At 68.7% G+C, this 17,053-nt stretch carries 9 protein-coding genes; 4 read left to right on the plus strand and 5 right to left on the minus strand.

Features of this window, described 5'->3' with window-relative positions:
- The first annotated feature begins 49 nt into the window (after positions 1-49).
- The 4 genes from ACMGEZ_RS08955 to ACMGEZ_RS08970 all read left to right on the plus strand — a co-directional run bounded on the left by ACMGEZ_RS08955 (position 50) and on the right by ACMGEZ_RS08970 (position 3,935).
- Positions 50-742, plus strand: a complete 693-nt coding sequence (locus ACMGEZ_RS08955; protein WP_436821910.1) for a phosphoribosyltransferase — start codon at positions 50-52, stop codon at positions 740-742.
- Positions 726-2,066 (plus strand): erythromycin esterase family protein, encoded by a 1,341-nt coding sequence (locus tag ACMGEZ_RS08960; RefSeq protein ID WP_436821911.1) that lies wholly within the window; start codon positions 726-728, stop codon positions 2,064-2,066. The genes ACMGEZ_RS08955 and ACMGEZ_RS08960 overlap by 17 nt, the downstream gene beginning before the upstream one ends.
- Positions 2,067-2,068: 2 nt before the next feature.
- A complete protein-coding gene (locus ACMGEZ_RS08965) occupies positions 2,069-2,752 on the plus strand; it encodes a dienelactone hydrolase family protein (RefSeq protein ID WP_436821912.1) in 684 nt (227 codons plus the stop codon).
- A 97-nt stretch (positions 2,753-2,849) separates the two neighbouring features.
- Positions 2,850-3,935 (plus strand): ATP-dependent DNA ligase, encoded by a 1,086-nt coding sequence (locus tag ACMGEZ_RS08970; protein ID WP_436821913.1) that lies wholly within the window; start codon positions 2,850-2,852, stop codon positions 3,933-3,935.
- A 36-nt stretch (positions 3,936-3,971) separates the two neighbouring features.
- Here ACMGEZ_RS08970 and ACMGEZ_RS08975 read toward each other — a convergent pair whose 3' ends face one another.
- The 5 genes from ACMGEZ_RS08975 to ACMGEZ_RS08995 all read right to left on the minus strand — a co-directional run bounded on the left by ACMGEZ_RS08975 (position 3,972) and on the right by ACMGEZ_RS08995 (position 16,799).
- Positions 3,972-4,220 carry a hypothetical protein gene (locus tag ACMGEZ_RS08975; RefSeq protein ID WP_436821914.1) on the minus strand — a complete coding sequence of 83 codons (249 nt, stop codon included), beginning with the start codon at positions 4,218-4,220 and terminating at the stop codon, positions 3,972-3,974.
- 51 nt (positions 4,221-4,271) lie between these two features.
- The gene (locus tag ACMGEZ_RS08980; RefSeq protein ID WP_436821915.1) at positions 4,272-9,104 is read right to left on the minus strand and encodes an autotransporter domain-containing protein; all 4,833 of its coding nucleotides are present in this window, start codon (positions 9,102-9,104) and stop codon (positions 4,272-4,274) included.
- 15 nt (positions 9,105-9,119) lie between these two features.
- Positions 9,120-15,542, minus strand: coding sequence for an autotransporter-associated beta strand repeat-containing protein (locus ACMGEZ_RS08985; protein WP_436821916.1), 6,423 nt, complete (start codon positions 15,540-15,542; stop codon positions 9,120-9,122).
- Positions 15,543-15,625: 83 nt separating this feature from the next.
- Positions 15,626-16,039: a hypothetical protein gene (locus tag ACMGEZ_RS08990; protein ID WP_436821917.1), complete on the minus strand. Its 414-nt coding sequence runs from the start codon at positions 16,037-16,039 to the stop codon at positions 15,626-15,628.
- A gap of 388 nt (positions 16,040-16,427) precedes the next feature.
- Positions 16,428-16,799, minus strand: a complete 372-nt coding sequence (locus tag ACMGEZ_RS08995; protein ID WP_436821918.1) for a response regulator — start codon at positions 16,797-16,799, stop codon at positions 16,428-16,430.
- Between the last annotated feature and the right edge of the window lie 254 nt (positions 16,800-17,053).

Raw genomic sequence — 17,053 nt, forward strand, 5'->3', positions numbered from 1 at the left:
GACCTCCTTCGGCGTGTCCGAGGAGGCGCCCAAGCAGATGGAGGCCGAGATGAGAACGGGTCCTCTTTTCCGCGACCGGCGGCAGGCCGGGCAGGTGCTGGCGCGCGTGCTCTCGGCCTATGCCGACCGGCGCGATGTCCTGGTCCTGGCCCTGCCGCGCGGCGGCGTCCCGGTCGGCTTCGAGGTGGCCCAGGCGCTGCGCGCGCCGCTCGATGTCTTCATCGTGCGCAAGCTCGGCGTGCCGGGTCGCGAGGAGTACGCCATGGGCGCCATCGCCAGTGGCGGCGTCCGCGTGTTGAACGAGAGCGTCACGCGCCTGCTCCATATTTCCGATGCGGCGATTGAAGAGGTCGCCAGGGCGGAGCAGCAGGAGCTCCAGCGGCGCGAGCGCTTGTACCGGGATGCGCGGCCGCCGCCCGAGGTGCGCGGCCGCACGGTGCTTGTCGTGGACGACGGGCTCGCCACCGGCTCGACGATGCTGGCCGCGATCCGGGCCGTGCGGGTGCAGCAGCCGATGCGCATCGTGGCCGCCGCGCCGATCGCCTCGCCCGAGACGTGCGCGGAACTGCGCCGCGAGGCCGACGACGTGGTTTGCGCCAAGACCCCCGAGCCCTTCGTGGCCGTGGGCTTGTGGTACGAAGATTTCGACCAGACCACCGACGAGGAAGTCCGCGAACTGCTGGAGCGCGCGCGCCTTGGCGCGTCCGCGCATTGGGAGAGTGGCGATGGGAAGAAGCGATGACGCCAAGGCGGTCGACGCGGTGCGCCGCGCCGCGCTGCCACTGACCGCGGACGACGATCATGGTGCGCTGCTGGCGCTGATCGGGGACGCGCATTTTGTGCTGCTGGGCGAAGCCTCCCACGGCACGCACGAGTTCTATCGCGAGCGCGCACGCATCACCCAGCGGCTGATCGCCGAGAAGGGCTTCAACGCCGTTGCGATCGAAGGCGACTGGCCGGATGCGTACCGCGTGAACCGCTACGTTCGCGGCTTCGGCGACGACGCATCCGCGGCCGAAGCGCTGGCCGGGTTCCGCCGCTTCCCGACATGGATGTGGCGCAACACCGACGTGGTGGATTTCCTGGACTGGCAGCGCAGCTTCAATGACGCGCTGCCCGAGGCGTCGAGGTCCGGCTTCTACGGCATGGACCTCTACAGCCTGCACAGCTCGGTCGACGCCGTGCTGCAGTACCTGGAGAAGACCCGCCCCGAAACCGCGCGCCTGGCCCGCGAGCGCTATGCCTGCTTCGACCGGTTCGGCGACGACAGCCAGGTCTATGGCTTGATGACGGGACTTCGTGGTGCCGAAGGATGCGAGGACGAAGTGATCGCGACGCTGGTCGAGCTGAGCCGCCATGCCGCCTCCGTCAGGCATGGCGGACGCATCGGCACCGACGACGCCTTCGATGCGCAGCAGAACGCGCGGCTGGTGAAGAACGCCGAGGCGTACTACCGCTCGATGTACCTGAGCGACATCTCGTCGTGGAACCTGCGCGACCAGCACATGGTCGAGACGCTGGATGCCCTCGAGCACCATCTCGGGCGTTCCGGCGCGCGCCCGAAGATCGTGGTGTGGGCACACAACTCCCACCTCGGCGACGCGCGGGCCACCGAGATGGGCGGGCGCCGAGGCGAACTCAACGTCGGCCAGCTCATGCGCGAGCGGCACGGGCGCGACGCAGTGCTCGTCGGCTTCACCACCCACACCGGCAGCGTGACCGCGGCCTCCGACTGGGGCGGAACCGGCGAGCGCAAGCGCGTGCGGCCGTCACGCGAAGACAGCATCGAAGGGCTCATGCACGCCACCGGCTTCGAGCGCTTCCTGCTGCCCCTGCGCGCAGGCGGCCCTCACGCGGATGCCTTGCGCGAACCGCGGCTGGAGCGCGCGATCGGCGTGATCTACCGGCCCGACACCGAGCGCCAGAGCCACTACTTTCATGCACGGGTGCCGGATCAGTTCGACGCGCTCATCCACATCGACACCACGCGGGCCGTGGAGCCGCTCGAGCCCGAGTCCGAATGGCGTGAGCTCGAGGCGCCGGAAACGTATCCCTCGGGGGTGTAGCCATGAATGCAGCGACCTCGCCGCAAGCCGCTGTCGAGCAGCGTCCCGTGCGCATACCGGTGGGGCCGGCCATGCTGGACGGCGATCTGGTCCATGCAGCCGGCGCCACGGGGCTGGTGCTGTTCGCACATGGCAGCGGCAGCAGCCGATTCAGCCCGCGCAACCGCCATGTGGCGCGGCAGCTGCAGCAGGCCGGCCTCGCCACGCTGCTCACGGATCTGCTGACGCCCGAGGAAGAGGCGATCGATGAGCGCACGCGCCGACTGCGCTTCGACATCGAACTGCTGGCGCAGCGGCTCGTCGGCGCGACCGACTGGCTGAAGGCCCAGCCGGAGTTCGGCCATCTGAACGTCGGCTACTTCGGCGCCAGCACCGGCGCAGGTGCCGCGCTGATGGCGGCGGCGCTGCGTTCCGCCGCCGTGCGGGCCGTGGTCTCGCGCGGCGGGCGGCCCGACCTGGCCGGCGATGCGCTGGGCAGGGTGCTGGCGCCGACGCTGCTGATCGTCGGCGGCGACGACGTCCCGGTGATCGGGCTGAACAAGCAGGCGCTCGCGCTGCTGCCCGCCGAGAAGGAACTCGTCGTCGTGCCCGGCGCAAGCCATCTGTTCGAGGAGCCCGGCACGCTCGACGCTGTGGCGCGCCTGGCGCGCGACTGGTTCCTGCGTCACCTGGCGCCGCAGTCCTGAGTCCGAAACCGCCGCAGGCAAGCAGGCGAAGAAAGATGTCCCCTGGATGGCCGGCGCTCCTTCAACGCGCAAGAGGGCGCAATGCTCCATTGCGTCCATGGAGTCTCCAGACGCAGGCTTCGAGCCCATCCCCCCGATGCTCGCCAAGGTCGGGACGAGCCTGCCGGACGGCGAGGAATTCCTCTTCGAGCCGAAGTGGGACGGCTTCCGCGCGATCGTCCTCCGGCACGGTGGCGGAGTTGTGATCCAGAGCCGCGACGCCAAGCCGCTCGACCGCTACTTTCCCGACCTGCACGAGGTCTTCATGGCAGAGCTGCCCGAGGGCTGCGTGCTCGATGGCGAGATCGTCATCGCCACGCCGACCGGTCTGGACTTCGATGCGCTCCAGCAGCGCGTGCATCCTGCCGCGTCGCGGGTCACGCGCCTGGCCGCCGAGACGCCTGCGTCCTTCGTCGCCTTCGATCTGCTGGCCCTGGACGGGCAAGACCTGATGACCCGGCCGCTGGCGGAGCGCCGGCTGCTGCTCGAGGCGCTGCTGGCGGAGTCGGCCCCGCCGATCCATCTGACGCCGATGACCACCGATCGCGCGCTCGCGCTCAGCTGGTTGCAGCATTTCGAAGGCGCAGGCCTGGATGGCGTGATCGCCAAGTGGGCAGACCAGCCCTACCTTCCCGGCAAGCGCGCAATGCTGAAGGTGAAGCACCAGCGCACGGCGGACTGCGTGGTCGCGGGCTTCCGCTGGCACAAGAGCGGAGCGGGCGTGGTGGGCTCGCTGCTGCTGGGCCTCTACGACGATCACGATGTGCTGCAGCACGTGGGCGTGACCTCGTCCTTCGACATGGCGACCCGCAGGAAGCTGGCCGACGAGTTGCAGCCCCTGCGCGACAACGCATTGCAGGGGCACCCCTGGGCCGGATGGGCAGATGCCGTGGGCGACGGGCCGCAGCAGCGGATGCCGGGGGCACGAAGCCGCTGGAGCGGGAGCAAGGATCTCTCCTGGGAGCCCGTGCGCCCGGAGCGCGTATGCGAGGTGCGGTACGACCACCTGCAGGGCAACCGCTTCCGTCACGCCGCCTTGTTCCTTCGATGGCGCTTCGACAAGGCGCCCGGTGCTTGCCGCTACGACCAGCTGGAAGTCACGCCGCCGTACGAACTCGCTCGCGTGTTTTCGACGGCGGGTTGACGCGAGGATCCGAGGGTCGCCCGCGGAGATGACGCTCTACAGCCATCTTCTGCGGAAGTACTCGAGCAACCTGGCCTTGGATGCGCTCTCGCGTTCGGTCTCTATCGCGGCGATGACGACCCACTTCGCGGGATCCTGCTTGAGTTCCATCGCGAGGCTGCCCGCAAGGATGGGCGACACGCGGCCCCGGTGCCTCGCCGTGCGCAAGGTCTCCGCCGCCAGGCCGAGTCGCAGCGACAGGGCGCGCAGATTGTCCTGCTCCAGGGCCAGCTCCAGGAGGTCCATCGTCGTGGGCATCTTCCCTGGGGCAGGCGCGGGGCTTCGAGCAGGTGCCATTCAGAACGCCCAGTTCAGGTTGATCTTGAACCCATGGTCCTGCAGCCCGTTGCCGAACTGGCCCGAGTAGGACGCGCCCAGCGTCAGGTTGGGCCGCAGCTGCGTCTCCACGCCCGCTTCCAGCACCGCCACGTTCTTGGCCAGCGGCACGCCCGACAGCGTGAAGGGCAGGCTGCCGCCGAAGGCGTGGGTGCTGGTGGGCGTGGTGTCGCCGAAGGCATGGCGCCAGCCCAGCAGGCCGCGCACGCGCGTGCGCTCGCCCACCTGCGTGCTCGCGCGCAGGCCCAGCGTGGAGAAGGTCGCGTCGACACTGCCGCCGTCGCCGTACAGCGCGGCCAGGCCGCCGCGCTCGAAGAAGGCATCGCTCTTCACGCGCACATGGGCCAGGCTGGCGAAGGGCTCCAGCGCCACCGTGCCTGCGTCGATGCGGTGGCCCACCTCGCCGAAGAGCTGGGTGGTGGTGCTGTCGTACTTGGCCGAGACGCTGTCGGCAAAGCCGGCGAAGGCGACCGAGCGGCTGGTGTCCAGCTTGTTCCAGCTCTGGCTGGCACCCAGGCGCAGTGCCGTGGCGCCCCACTGTTTGCTGCCGTAGAGGCCCAGGTGGTAGCTGTCGGTCTTGGCGCTGCTGTTGCGCGCATCGGTGTCGGCGCTGGCGCGGCTGTAGCCGGCCAGGCCACCCACGCGCCAGCCGCCACCCACGCCGGTGTCGGCACCGACGACGAAGCCGCCGATGTCGCGCTTGAGCTTGGCGGCGTTGCCGTTGCCATCGATGTGGCCCCAGGAGCCGAAGACCTGGCCCCAGGCGGTGCGTGCCTGGTTGTCCGCCGGCATGCAGCCTTCCGCTTCGCTGCCCCTCGAGGCCTGCTGCGCCGGCTGCTGCGGCGCGCTGCCGGGCGCACAGGTGGCCGTGCGCAGCCGGTCGATGGCCGCCTCGCGCACGAAGCGGCTGTCCTCCAGTGCGGCGGTCTTGGCGGAGGCATGGATGTCCACCGACAGCTGGTTCAGTGCGTCCCGCGCAGCGAAGTCGCTGGGCAGGAAGGCCACCGCATTGGACAGCGCGTTGTCCTGCGGCAGGCTGTCCAGCGCCGTGGCCACGGCCACCTGGTTGGGTGTGCCCGCCACCTCCGTGAAGCTGCGCACCTTGTCGGCACTCAGGTAGACGTTGTTGGCGTCGTAGCTGTCGCGCAGTTGGACGAAGGCGGTGCGTGTGTCGCCGTCGAGGCTGTAGGTGCCGCTCACGCCGCCGTCGGCGGTGAGCACGGTGTAGCGGTTGCCCACCACGAAGTCGCTGCTGCCGATGCGCGCAACGCTGAGCTTCGCTCCGTTGGCGATGCTCGCGGTGCCGCCTGCATGGATGAGGTCGGAGGCGGTGGATGCCGGGTCGACTTCGACCTGGTAGGTCGAGCCGGCGGCTTGCGTGAAATTGCCGTTGACCGTCAGCGTGCCGATCGAGTTGCCCGGGGCGATGGTGCCCGCGACCGCCAGGCTGCCGAGGGTGCCCGAGCCCTGCAGGCGGCCCGCCGCGAGCACGTTGATCGTGCCGCCGAGCACGCCATCGACGGCGAGCGAGCCGGCCTCCACCGTCGTGGTGCCGCTGAAGCCTGCGCTGTTTCCAGTAAGCCTGGTCAGGCCCGTGCCGATCTGGCGGATGGTGCCGTTGCCGGAGATCGCGCCGCCGAAGTCCAGTGAGTCCGAGCGATTGAAGGCCAGCGCGCCGCTGTTCGTCACGTCGCCCGCGATCGAACCCGACGTGCCGCCGTTGCCGAGCTGGAGCATGCCCGCCGAAATCGTCGTGCCACCCGTGTAGGTGTTGCTGCCGTTCAGCACCAGCGTGCCCAGGTCGGTCTTGGTCAACCTGCCCGTGCCGGCAAGCACGGCGTCGACGGTGGCCGTCATGTCGGCGCCGGCGGCGGTGCCATCGCCCACGCGAATGGTCGGCGTGCTGCCCACCAGGGCCAGCGGGCCACCCGTGAGGCGATAGCCATCGACCGCGAACTGCAGGCCCGAGGCCTCGATCTGGCCGTTGCCGTTGTCGATCGTCACGGTGCCCGGCGTGCCGGCCATGACAGTGAATGCGCCGTTGGAGTACGGCGCATTCACCGCGCCGCTGGCCTCGGTCCAGCGGTCGTTGTCGGCCAGGCGCCAGGTGCCGTCGCCGCCGTTGACCACACCGTTGCCCTGGGCGTTCGGGCCATCCCAGAAGTTCAGCGTGAGGCCGGAGGTGTTCACCAGGTTCACCTGATGCGCGATGGACTTCTGCACGAACAGGTCGCCCGCGGGCACGGTGCCGAGCGCGAGACCGTTGTCGGTCAGTGCGCCGTCGTAGCTGAAGACGCGATACACGCCCGGCCCGAAGCTGCCGCCCGGCGCGGTGCTGACGTTGAGCGTCCCGCCCAGGGTGAGGTCGCCGTGCACCACCGTGAGATCGTTGAGGGCCCCTCCGGCGGTGCCTGCCTGGCCGAAGCGGTAGTTGAGCGTCGCGCCGCTGTCCAGAGACAGATTGCCATTGACGGTCAGCGTGCCGGCGGAACCCGTATCACCGGGGCGTAGCGTGGCGCCGCCCGCGATGATCACGTCGCCACCAACGGTGCCTGTGCCACCCAGCGCGGCGCCACCCTGGACGGTGGTGAGCCCGGTCGCGCCGGATTGATCGCCGTTGACGAGCAAGGTGCCTGCCTGCACGTTCGTGGTGCCGACGTACGTGTTGTTGCCGGTGAGCACCGTGGTGCCGGCACCCGCCTGCGTCACGCTGCCGCTGCCGGAAATGGCACCGCCGAACGTCGCGCTGTCAGAGCGCTTGAAGACCAGCGCGCCATGGTTGGCCACGTCGCCGATGATCGATCCGCTGGCGCCGCCGTCACCCAGTTGCAGCGTGCCCGCGGCGATGGTCGTGCCGCCGGCGTAGGTGTTGGCGCCGGTCAGAACCAGCGTGCCGAGGTCCGCCTTCTGCACGCCGCCGGTGCCGGTCAGCGCCGATGCGATCGTCGCGGTCATGGCCGCGCCGTCGGCGGTGCCGTCACCCACGCGCAGGATGTTGGGCGCGCCGGCCAGCGTGATGGGGCCGCCCTCGATCCTGTAGCCGTCCGCGGCGAACTGCATGCCGCCGTTCCTGACCGCGCCGAGGCTGTTGTCGACCGTGACCGTTCCCGGCGCGGCGGCGAAGATCGCGAAGCTGCCATCCTGGAACGGCGCATTGACGCCGCCGTCGCCGAGCGTCCAGTTGCCGTTGCCGGTGGCGTTCTGCCACAGGCCGGTGCCACCCTGGATGACGCCGTCGTTCTGGTTGCCCGGACCATCCCAGAAGTTCACCGGCAACCCCGCTGCGTTCACCAGGTTCACCTGGTTGTTCACCGAGGTCTGCACATAGAAGCTCGGCGAAGGCATGGTGCCGGCGACAAGGCCGTTGTGGGTCAGCGTGCCGCCGTAGCTGATGACGCGATAGATGCCGGGGTCGAAGGTGGCGCCCGGCGTGGTCGTGACGTTCAGGGTGCCGCCCAGCGTGAGGTCGCCCGCCACCTTGGTCAGGTCGTTGTAGGCGCCGCCGATCACGTTGGCCTGGCCGAAGTTGTAGCTCAGCGTGGAGGCATTGCCCAGCGCCAGGTTGCCGTTGACGGTCAGCGTGCCCGGCACGCTGCCGAGGTTGCCGGGGCTGAGCGTGGCGCCGTCGGCGACCGACACGTCGCCGCCGATCGTGCCGGCGCCGCCCAGCGTGCCGCCGGCTGCCACCGACGTGGCTCCGGCAGCCGCGGACTGGTTGCCATTGACGATCAGGGTGCCGGCATTGGCGGCGGTGTTGCCGCCGTAGCTGTTGTTGCCGGTCAGCACGGTGATGCCGGTGCCTTGCTGCCTGACGGCGCCGCTGCCGGAGATCGTGCCGCCAAAGCCGTACGTGTCCGAGCGGTCGAAGACCAGCGCACCGTTGTTGGTGACGTTGCCGGTGATGGAACCCGTGGTGCCGCCATTGCCCAGTTGCAGCGTGCCCGCGGTGATCGTGGTGCCGCCGGCATACGTGTTGTTCCCGGCGAGCAACAGGGTGCCGGCATCGGTCTTGGTCAGCGTGCCCGCGCCGCCGATCGCACCGGCCAACGTGAGATCGCCTGTGGTCTGGAACGTGCCGCCGCCCGCGTTGAGCGTGACTGCCCGTGCAGACGCAAAGGGCGCCGTGCTCTGCAGCGTGCCGCCATCGAACGAGAGAGCGCCGCTTGCATTGCCGAGGTTGGCATCGCCGGATGCGGCAACCGTGCCGCCGTTGATGAACGTGCCGCCCCCGTAGGTGTTGCCGCCGGTGAGGGTGAGCGTGCCGCCGCCGGTCTTGGTCAACGGCCCCGTGCCGCCGACCGTGCCGGACAGCGCGAGGTCCGCCTGCGTCTCGAAGGTGCCGCCATTCGTGCCGAGCGTGACGGCGCGCACGGACGCGAAAGCCGCGGTGTTGCGCAGCGCGCCGCCATCCAGCGTGAGCCCGCCGCTGGCATCGCCCAGGTTCGCATCGCTGGCTACCTGCAGCGTGCCGCCGTTGACCGTCGTGCCGCCGGTATAGGTGTTCGCACCATCGAGCACCAGCGTGCCGAGGTCGGACTTCTGCAGCCCGCCCGTGCCGACCAGTGCGGCGTCGATGGTGGCCGTCATGCCGGCGCCCGCGCTGGTGCCGTCCCCCACGCGAAGGATCGAAGGCGCACCGGTCAGCGTGAGGGGACCGCCGTCGAGGGTGTAGCCGCTCACGGTGAACTGCATGCCCGACGCGCGGACTGCACCGAGGCTGTTGTCCACGGTGACGGTGCCCGCCGTGCCGCCGAAGATGGCAAAAGCGCCATCGGCATACGTCGCACTGAGCATGCCGGTCTGGTCGGTTCAGCTGTCGCTGCCGGCAGCGTTCTGCCACAGGCCGTTGCCGCCCTGGATCGTGCCGTCGTTCTGGTTGCCGGGGCCATCCCAGAAGTTCAGCGTGACGCCGGTACTGTTGACCAGGTTCACCTGGTTGGCGACCGCGGTCTGCACGGAGTACGTGCCTGCCGGGGCGCTGCCGATCGTCAGGCCGTTGTCGGTCAGGGCGCCGTCGTAGTTGATGACGCGATACACGCCCGGCGTGAAGCTGCCCCCGGACGACGGGTTGACGTTCAGCGTGCCGCCGAGCGTCAGGTTGCCGTGCACCGTGGTGAGATCGTTGAGCGGACCGCCTGGCACATTGGCCTGCCCGAACTGATAGTTGAGCGCCGAGCCGCTGTTCAGGCTCAGGTTGCCGTTGATGGTCAGTGCGCCGACTGCGCCGGTACTCCCGGGACTCAGCACGGCGCCGCTGGCCACGCTCACGTCGCCGGCAACCGTGCCCGTGCCGCCCAGCGTGGCCCCGCTCTGTACCGTGGTGGGTCCGCCCGGGCCGGCCTGGTTGCCATTGACCAGCAGCGTGCCAGCCTGCACCGTGGTGCCCGCCGAGTAGCTTTGCGCGCCGCTGAGTGTCAGCGTGCCGGCACCCTGCTTGACCAGCGTTTCGAAGCCGCCGGTGCCGGCGCCATCCAGCGTGCGGCCGGCGGTGTTGTTCACCTGCAGCGTGTCGCCTGCGCCGCTTTCGCCACCGCTGCCGCCATCGACGACGCCGGCGATCGTGCCGCCATCGTTCAGCACCAGCGTGTCGTTGCCGGTGCCCAGGCCGAGCGTGCCGGCGCCGGTGCCGAGCGTGCCGGCCAGGTTGAGCGTGTCCGCGCCGGCGCCCAGGTCGCCGCTGGCCCGCAAGGTTGCGCCGATGTTGACGTTGAGGGTGCTGGCGCCGGCGTCGCCCGTCAGCGCAGTCGGCGCGGGGCCGCTGGCCTGCACCGTGCCATTCACCGTCAGTGCGGACGTGCCGCTCATCGCCAGGGTCGCCGTGGTCAGCGCGCCGTTGACCTGCAAGGTGCCGGCGCTCACCGTGGTGTTGCCGATGTTGCTGCCGGTGGAGGTCAGGATCGTCGTGCCCGGGCCGACCTGGGCCAGCGTCCCGGCACCGATCAGCGTGCCGGCCAGGGTGAAGCTATCGCTGCGGTTGACCGACAGCGTGGAATCGGGATTCGTGACGTACACGTTGCCCGCGCCGACGTTGCCCGACGTGCCGCCATTGCCCACCATCAGGTTGCCCTGGTTGATGATGCTGTCGCCGGTGAAGGTGCTGTTGCCGGTCAGCACCCAGAGGCCGGTGCCGTTCTTGGACAAGGTGGTCTTGCCGGTGCCGGCATCGGTGAGGGTGGCGCCGAAGATGTTGGTGTTGGTGTTGGTGCCGCCCAGGTTCACCACGTGCGCCAGGCCGGAGCCGCTCGCCCCGGCGGTGGCGCCCGCCAGCGACACCGTCCCGGTGTTGCTGAGATTGATCGGGCCGCTGCCGGAGGATTCGATGAAGGTACTGCCGGACAGCAGGGTGAACCGGCGGTTGCTGCTGTCGCCCGCGCCGGTGTAGCGCAGGGTGCTGCCGGTGCCGATCACCAGGTTGGTGGCAGCGTTGCCCGAGGCGCCGATGCTGCTGGCCAGGCCGCCATCGGCCAGCTTGTCCACGCCCAGCACGCCGCCGCCGGTGATGGTGGTCACGCCGGTGTAGGTGCTGCCGGAATTCATCAGGATCCAGGTACCGGTGCCGGTCTTGCTCAGCGAGGTCGCGCCGGTGCCGCTGTCGGCGATCAGCGCCGACAGGCTGTTGCTGCCGGTATTGGTGCCGGTCAGCGTCAGCGTACGCGCGGCAGTGCCGGTCAGCGTGATGGGCGCGGTGCTGGTGAAGGCGATCGCGCCCGTCCCCGAAGCATCGATGGCCGCACTGCCCCCCAACGTGAACTGCCGGTTCGTGCTGCCGCCCGCGCCCGTATAGGCGAGCGTGCCGCCGTTGAGGACCAGATTGCCGGCCGTGCTGTCGGAAGCGCCGATGGCGCTCGCCGTGCCGCCGTTCGCCAGGCAGTCCACCGACAGCACGCCGGCGTTGATCGTCGTGGTGCCGGTATAGGTGCTCCCGCAGCCCGAGAGATATTGGTTGCTTGCGCCGTTCTTGACGAGATTGCCGGTGCCGCTGATGACGCCGGCGAAATCCCAGGCGTTGACGCCCCCACCGGTGCGGATGGTCAAGGTCTTGTCCGTGAGCCGGATTTCGCCGCCCGTGCTGCCGCCGCCATCCAGGGCAGACACCGTGGTGTCGAAGCCGTTCATGTCGAGGATGGCGCCGGCCGCGTTGGCCACGGTCATCCCGCCGGCGGTGGTGGCCGTGCCGAAGGCATTGGTCGCCCCGGCGCGCAGGATGCCCGCCGAGACTGTTGTGCCGCCCGTGTAGTTGTTGGTGGTGCCGCCGAGCACCAGGGTGCCCGAGCCTGACTTGACAAGCCCGGCGCCACCGGTCGCCTGCCCCGAGAAAGTCAGCGTGGTCGCGGGATTCTGCACGCTGATCGTGCTGCCGGCCGTCAGGGTGAAACCGCGGTCGGTGGTGGTGGTGCCTCCCTGGTAGTTGAGCGTGCCTCCGGAGAGAACGAGGTTGCCCGGGTCGGCTCCGGACGCACCGATGTCGCTGGCCACGCCGCCGTTGGGGAGGCAGGAGATGTTGAGCGTGCCCCAGATGGTGGTGGGGCCGGCATAGGTGTGCTGGCAGCCGCTGAAGGTCTGCGTGCCGGAACCGAGCGTCACCCCGCCCGCGCCGCTGATGATGCCGCCGAAGACCGAGCTGTTGCCGTCGATGAGGTAGCGGGTCGAGGACAGGACACCCAGGTTCAGGGTGCCGGTGCCGCTGAGCCCCCCGGCCCTGACGTCGGCAATGTCCGCGATGTCCAGCGTGGCCCCGCCGTTCACCGCAATCGGCCCGCTCCCGAAGGCGTCGGCCGAACCCGCACGCAGCGTGCCGGCGCTGACCGTGGTGCCGCCGCTGTAGGTGTTGGTACCCGACAGCACCAGGGTGCCGGCACCGGTCTTGGTAAAGGCGCCGCCCGTACCGCCGGCAAGGGAGCCGGCGACGACGCCGCTCATGGTGAGCGTGGTCGCCCCATTCGTCACGTCGATGCCGCCGCTGGTATTGAGCAGGAAGCCGCGATCGCTGGAGGCCGTGCCGCCCAGATAGGCCAGCTTGCCGCCGTTCTTCATCACCAGGCTGGACGAGGCACTGCTGGAAGTGCCGATCGAACTGGCCGTGCCGCCGTTGCCAAGTTCGGTGACCGCCAGGGTGCCGCCGTCGATAGTGGTGGTGCCGCTGTAGGTGTTGGCCGTATTGCCCAGGGTCAGCGTGCCGGGGCCTTTGGCGATCAGGTTGGCGCCGTCCGGGCTGACCACCTGGCCGTCGAAGCGCAGGTTGGCGCCGGCATTGGTCACCTCGACCGTGTTGTCGGTCACCGAACCGTTGGTGCTGAGGGTGAAGCCGCGGTCGGTGCTGTCCCCGATGCCGGTGTAGCGCAAGGCGGCGCCTTGCAGGAGCAGGTTGGACGGATCGGCGGACGACGCGCCGATACCGCTGGCCGCACCGCCGTTGCCGATGCTGGACACGGACAAGGTGCCCTGGCTGATGGTGGTGGCGCCGGTGTAGGTGTTCGCGCCGCTCAGCACGACCGTGCCGGTGCCGCTCTTGGCGAAGCCGGTCGCGCCGCCGTTGTCGATGATGGCCGAGGCGACGGTGAAGGCGCCGGTGCCGTTCTTCGCTATTCCCAGCGTGCCGCCGCCGGTGACGCCGGTGAGCGAGCCGCCGGTGATGGTCTGCGTGGCGGCGCCGACACTGGACGACACCACGATGGTGCCGTCCACACCCAGGGTATCGCCACTGCCGATGTTGACGGTGGAATTCTGCGTCGCGACGTATTGCAGGCCACCGACCTGCCTGGTGCCGCTCACGGTGCCGTAGTACGCCGTGGTGGCCAGCCCGGTGTCGCCGCCGTCGCTGAGGATCTCCCCGTCGACCCAGTTCGCGGCGTTGTCCTTGTAGACGTAGTCGCTCGAGGTGAACGGGACGATGTAGCCGCCCACGACCTTGGCATAGTCGGTACCGTTGATCGTGGCCCAGCCGCCCAGCGTGCCATCGGCATGCGTGGTGGTGATCCTGGCGGTGCCGGCGCTGCCGAAGGTGCCGGTCGAGGCGAAGTTGAGCAGGCCGCCCGAGTAGGTGACGGCGCCGAGGTTGACCTGCATGCTGCCGCCCGTGCCTGGAGCGACATTCAGGGTGTTGTTGCTGGAGAGCACGTTCAGGCCATTGAAGGCCTGGGTGTTGGCCTCGCTCGCCGCGCCGGCGACCCTGAGCGTGCCGCCCTGCAGGTTCAGCGTGGAAGCGCTGGAGATGATGTTGCTCGCCGGCGCACTGGCGTTGGAGAAGTCCAGCGCCAGCGTGCCTCCACCGATGGTCGTGGCGCCCGCATAGGTGTTGGCGCCGGTGAGCGTGAGCGTGCCGATGCCCAGCTTGGTCAGGCCGCCGGCGCCGGCGATGCTGCCGCCGAAGCTGGTGTTGGTTGCGCTGTCGACTGTCAGATTGCCCGCGCCCAGGGCCAGCGTGCCGCCGGTTCCGCTCAGGTTCGAAGTGGTCTGGCTGAAGCCGTTGAGGTCCAGCGTGCCGCCGCTGAGCGTCACGCCACCGATCGTGGAACCGAATGCGGTGGCACTGCCGGCGCGCAGGGTGCCGCCGCTCACGTTGAGGGTGCCGGTGAACCCCGCGTTGTTGCCGGTCACCACCCACGTGGCGGGCCCGCTGCTCCCCAGGAAACCCGCGCCCGAAACGGCGCCCGACAGCGTGTTGTCGCTGCCCGCATGGTTGCCGCCGAGCCAAAGCCCGGTGTTGAGCGTGGTGGCACCCGCCAGCGTGAACGCCCCGGTGCCGTCGTTGCGGAAGGTGCCGCCGGCGCCTGCGATGGTTCGGTCGATGCTGGCAGCGCCGCCGGTGTAGCTGAGGTTGCCGCCGATGCTGATGTTCGACCCGGCACCCAGGGAACTGGCCGTGCCGCTGTTCGCCAGGGTGCCGACGTTGACCATGCCGCCTCCGGTGACGGAGGCGGTGCCGGTGAAAGTATTGGCGTTGCCCAGCGCGAGGGTGCGACCGGCACTCGCACCGAAGCCGACCGTACGGGCGCTTCCACTGCTGATGACACCGGACAGAAACATGTCCCCCGTAATGGCTGAGAAGGTCACCGTGTTCGCGCTGCTGGAGCCTCCGATGGCGGTCAGCTGGAAGTTGCCGGTCAGGTTCAGGGTTCCGGAACCGTTGTTTGCGAATGTGACCTGGGCGCCACCGTAGATCCCGGGAGTGATGCTCCAATTGCGGTTCGATGTGGCGGCGGCCCCCGTATATGAAATGGCCTTGCTGAACTGGTTGCTGCCGCTGCCTTGCCCGACCCTCAGGTCGATCGTCCCCAACGTGGGGTCGGTCGGTGCGCCGAACGCACTGGCCTGGCCCAGATTGGCCACCGAGCCGAAGGAGATGCTGCCCGAGGTCGAGATGGTCGTCCGGCCGGTGTAGTTGTTGAGCACGTTGGTCGGCGAGCCGTTGCTGGAGACGCCGCCGGTCCCGGTCAAGCGGGACGACAGGAACCCGCTGTAGACCGTCGTCTGGCCGGTACCGGTCAGCGTCACGACGCGGCTGCCCAACTCAGCGCCTGCACTCAGGACGGTACCGCTGGCCGCAGTGATGGCGTTGCCGGCCGCGCCCAGCGCCGCGTCATTGGCGACGTACAGCGTGCCTTGGTTGACTGCGACGGTGCCCGTGAACGTGTTCGCGCCGGTCAGGTCCAGCTCCCCTGCGCCCGTCTTGGTCACGCCGGCGGAACCGGCAATGACCGAGCTGATGGTGGAGATGCCGCTCGTCGCCGTGATCGTCGGTGTCGCGCCGCCCAAGGTCAGCGTATTGCCGCTGATGGTGTAGCCGCCAATGTTGAACGTGAGCCCGCCCACGACGATCGGCGCACCCAGGCTCACCGTGCCCGCTGTGCCCATGAAGACCGCGGTATCCAGTGCGGCATTGTTCCAGCCACTGAGATAGGGACCGGCCACGCCGTCATGGACGGTGCCGTCGTCCCAGGTCCTCGTCGTGAGGTCCCAGGTACCTGTGCCACCCATGCCGGTGGCATTGCTGTTGGCATCCCAGTACCTGTCCGCGGCCTGAGCCGGCGCGTACAAGGCAAGCAACGCGGCCAGCACGACGAGCCGCAAGGGCCAAGGGCCGTGCGTGCGCGCGGCGCAGCCAACGACCGCATCCGCCGGGCGAGGCCCCGTGTCGGCCCCGCCGCTCTTGCCGCGCTGCGTGGCCAGCTCCGAGGCGACCACCCAAGTGCCCAGCGCGCTGGACCAGATCGTGCGGAACACATGGTTCATTCGATTTTTTCCTTCGAAGATTTATCGAAAAGCTGCGCTGCGCAGCTGCGGGCGAGCAGCGCGGGTCGCTGGGGATGCCTGACTCACCACGTGCCCCGCGAGACCACGATCGGGCCGTCTTCGGGTGGCATCGATTGCCCCAGAAGAACGCTGGCGGCTTGCGCGGCCATCTCTGCGGCGAGCGCTGCGCTCCGGGCGATCTCTGCCAGTGCGCGGGTGCGTTCGCCAGGCTCGACGTCCACGTCACAGTCGAGCAGATCAAGACTCGCCTTCAAGCCCCGGCTGGCCGCCAGAAGGCACATGTGCGTCGCGAAGCGGGTGCGGTTGCCCAGCTCGGTGTCCTCCTTGGCCCTGAGCTCGGACTCCGTAGGCGGGAGTCCGCCGAGGTTGGTCGGCTCGAAGTAGTGGACCGGGGTGGCTCCGAGTTCCGTCTCGGCGAGCACGAGGTTGACGGCCCTGCTCGCCGCCGCGATGGTTGACCTGTTTCGAGTGGGCATTTGGATCCTCAGAGACGAGATGCAAAAAGAGAAGACGCAGTAGCTCAGAACGCCGAGTTCAGGTGCGCGACCGCGAGCGCAATGGTCGAGAGAGGAATCGAATGCCCCTGGCTTCCGGCCCCATCTGCATTCGTGAGAGTCGCCAGCTGGCGCTGACGATTGGAAAGACGGGAGTTGCTGCCGGTAGTGGCTGACTTCATCGAAACGGCCTTATCGCATGTTGTTACATGAGATATTGCCTCGTAACAGCCCATCCATACGAGTTGCACTTAGGCAGAAAATATTCAGATAACCCGCAAAAGGGATTAGCCTTGTTGCCATGGAGCGACAGTCGTGGCACAGCAATAGGCGATGAGCGGCGAAGGCTGCAATTCGCCGGAAGGGGCGGCTACGAAGTTCGAGCCGCGCAATAGCGAAAGAAATCGTCGAGCTCCGTCGATTTGTCGAAGATCGCATCGGCACCGAGTCGCTTGCAGCGTGCGCGCGTATCAGGGGTGGCGAAGTTCGTGAGGATGACGACGCGCTGAGATGCACTGCGCCGCCTGCAAAAGGCCAGCACCCCAAGCCCGGAGCCCTGCTTGAGGAAGAGATCCACCACCGCCAATTGCCACTGGTCCTGATGGCTGGTCAGCCACTCGCAGGCCTCTGCTTCCGATTCCGCAAACCCGGCGACCTGTGCGGAAACGAGCTCTTCCAACGCCGAGCTCAAGTGATGACGAATTCGCTGGTTGTCCTCGACGAGGAAGACTGATATTTCCATATCACCCCCACGCATGGGCGCCTGTTCTGACGGCAGCGTCGTCGCCGGGCAGGGCCTGTTTACTGGGGCGCGAATATAGGGAGTCGAAATGCCTCGGGCAATCGAATTGACAATGCCTGACACTTTTTGTAGATGAAAAGTTCTCTGCAACCAAGGCTCGTTGCTACTCGCATACATACAGGCTGTAACACTCGTTAGCCACACGTACGATCCCGTCGCTTCGTGCGGCCGCCCATCTCTCGGCTGTGCTTTTT

Source organism: Variovorax stachyos (assembly GCF_051400855.1).
GTDB lineage: Bacteria > Pseudomonadota > Gammaproteobacteria > Burkholderiales > Burkholderiaceae_C > Variovorax.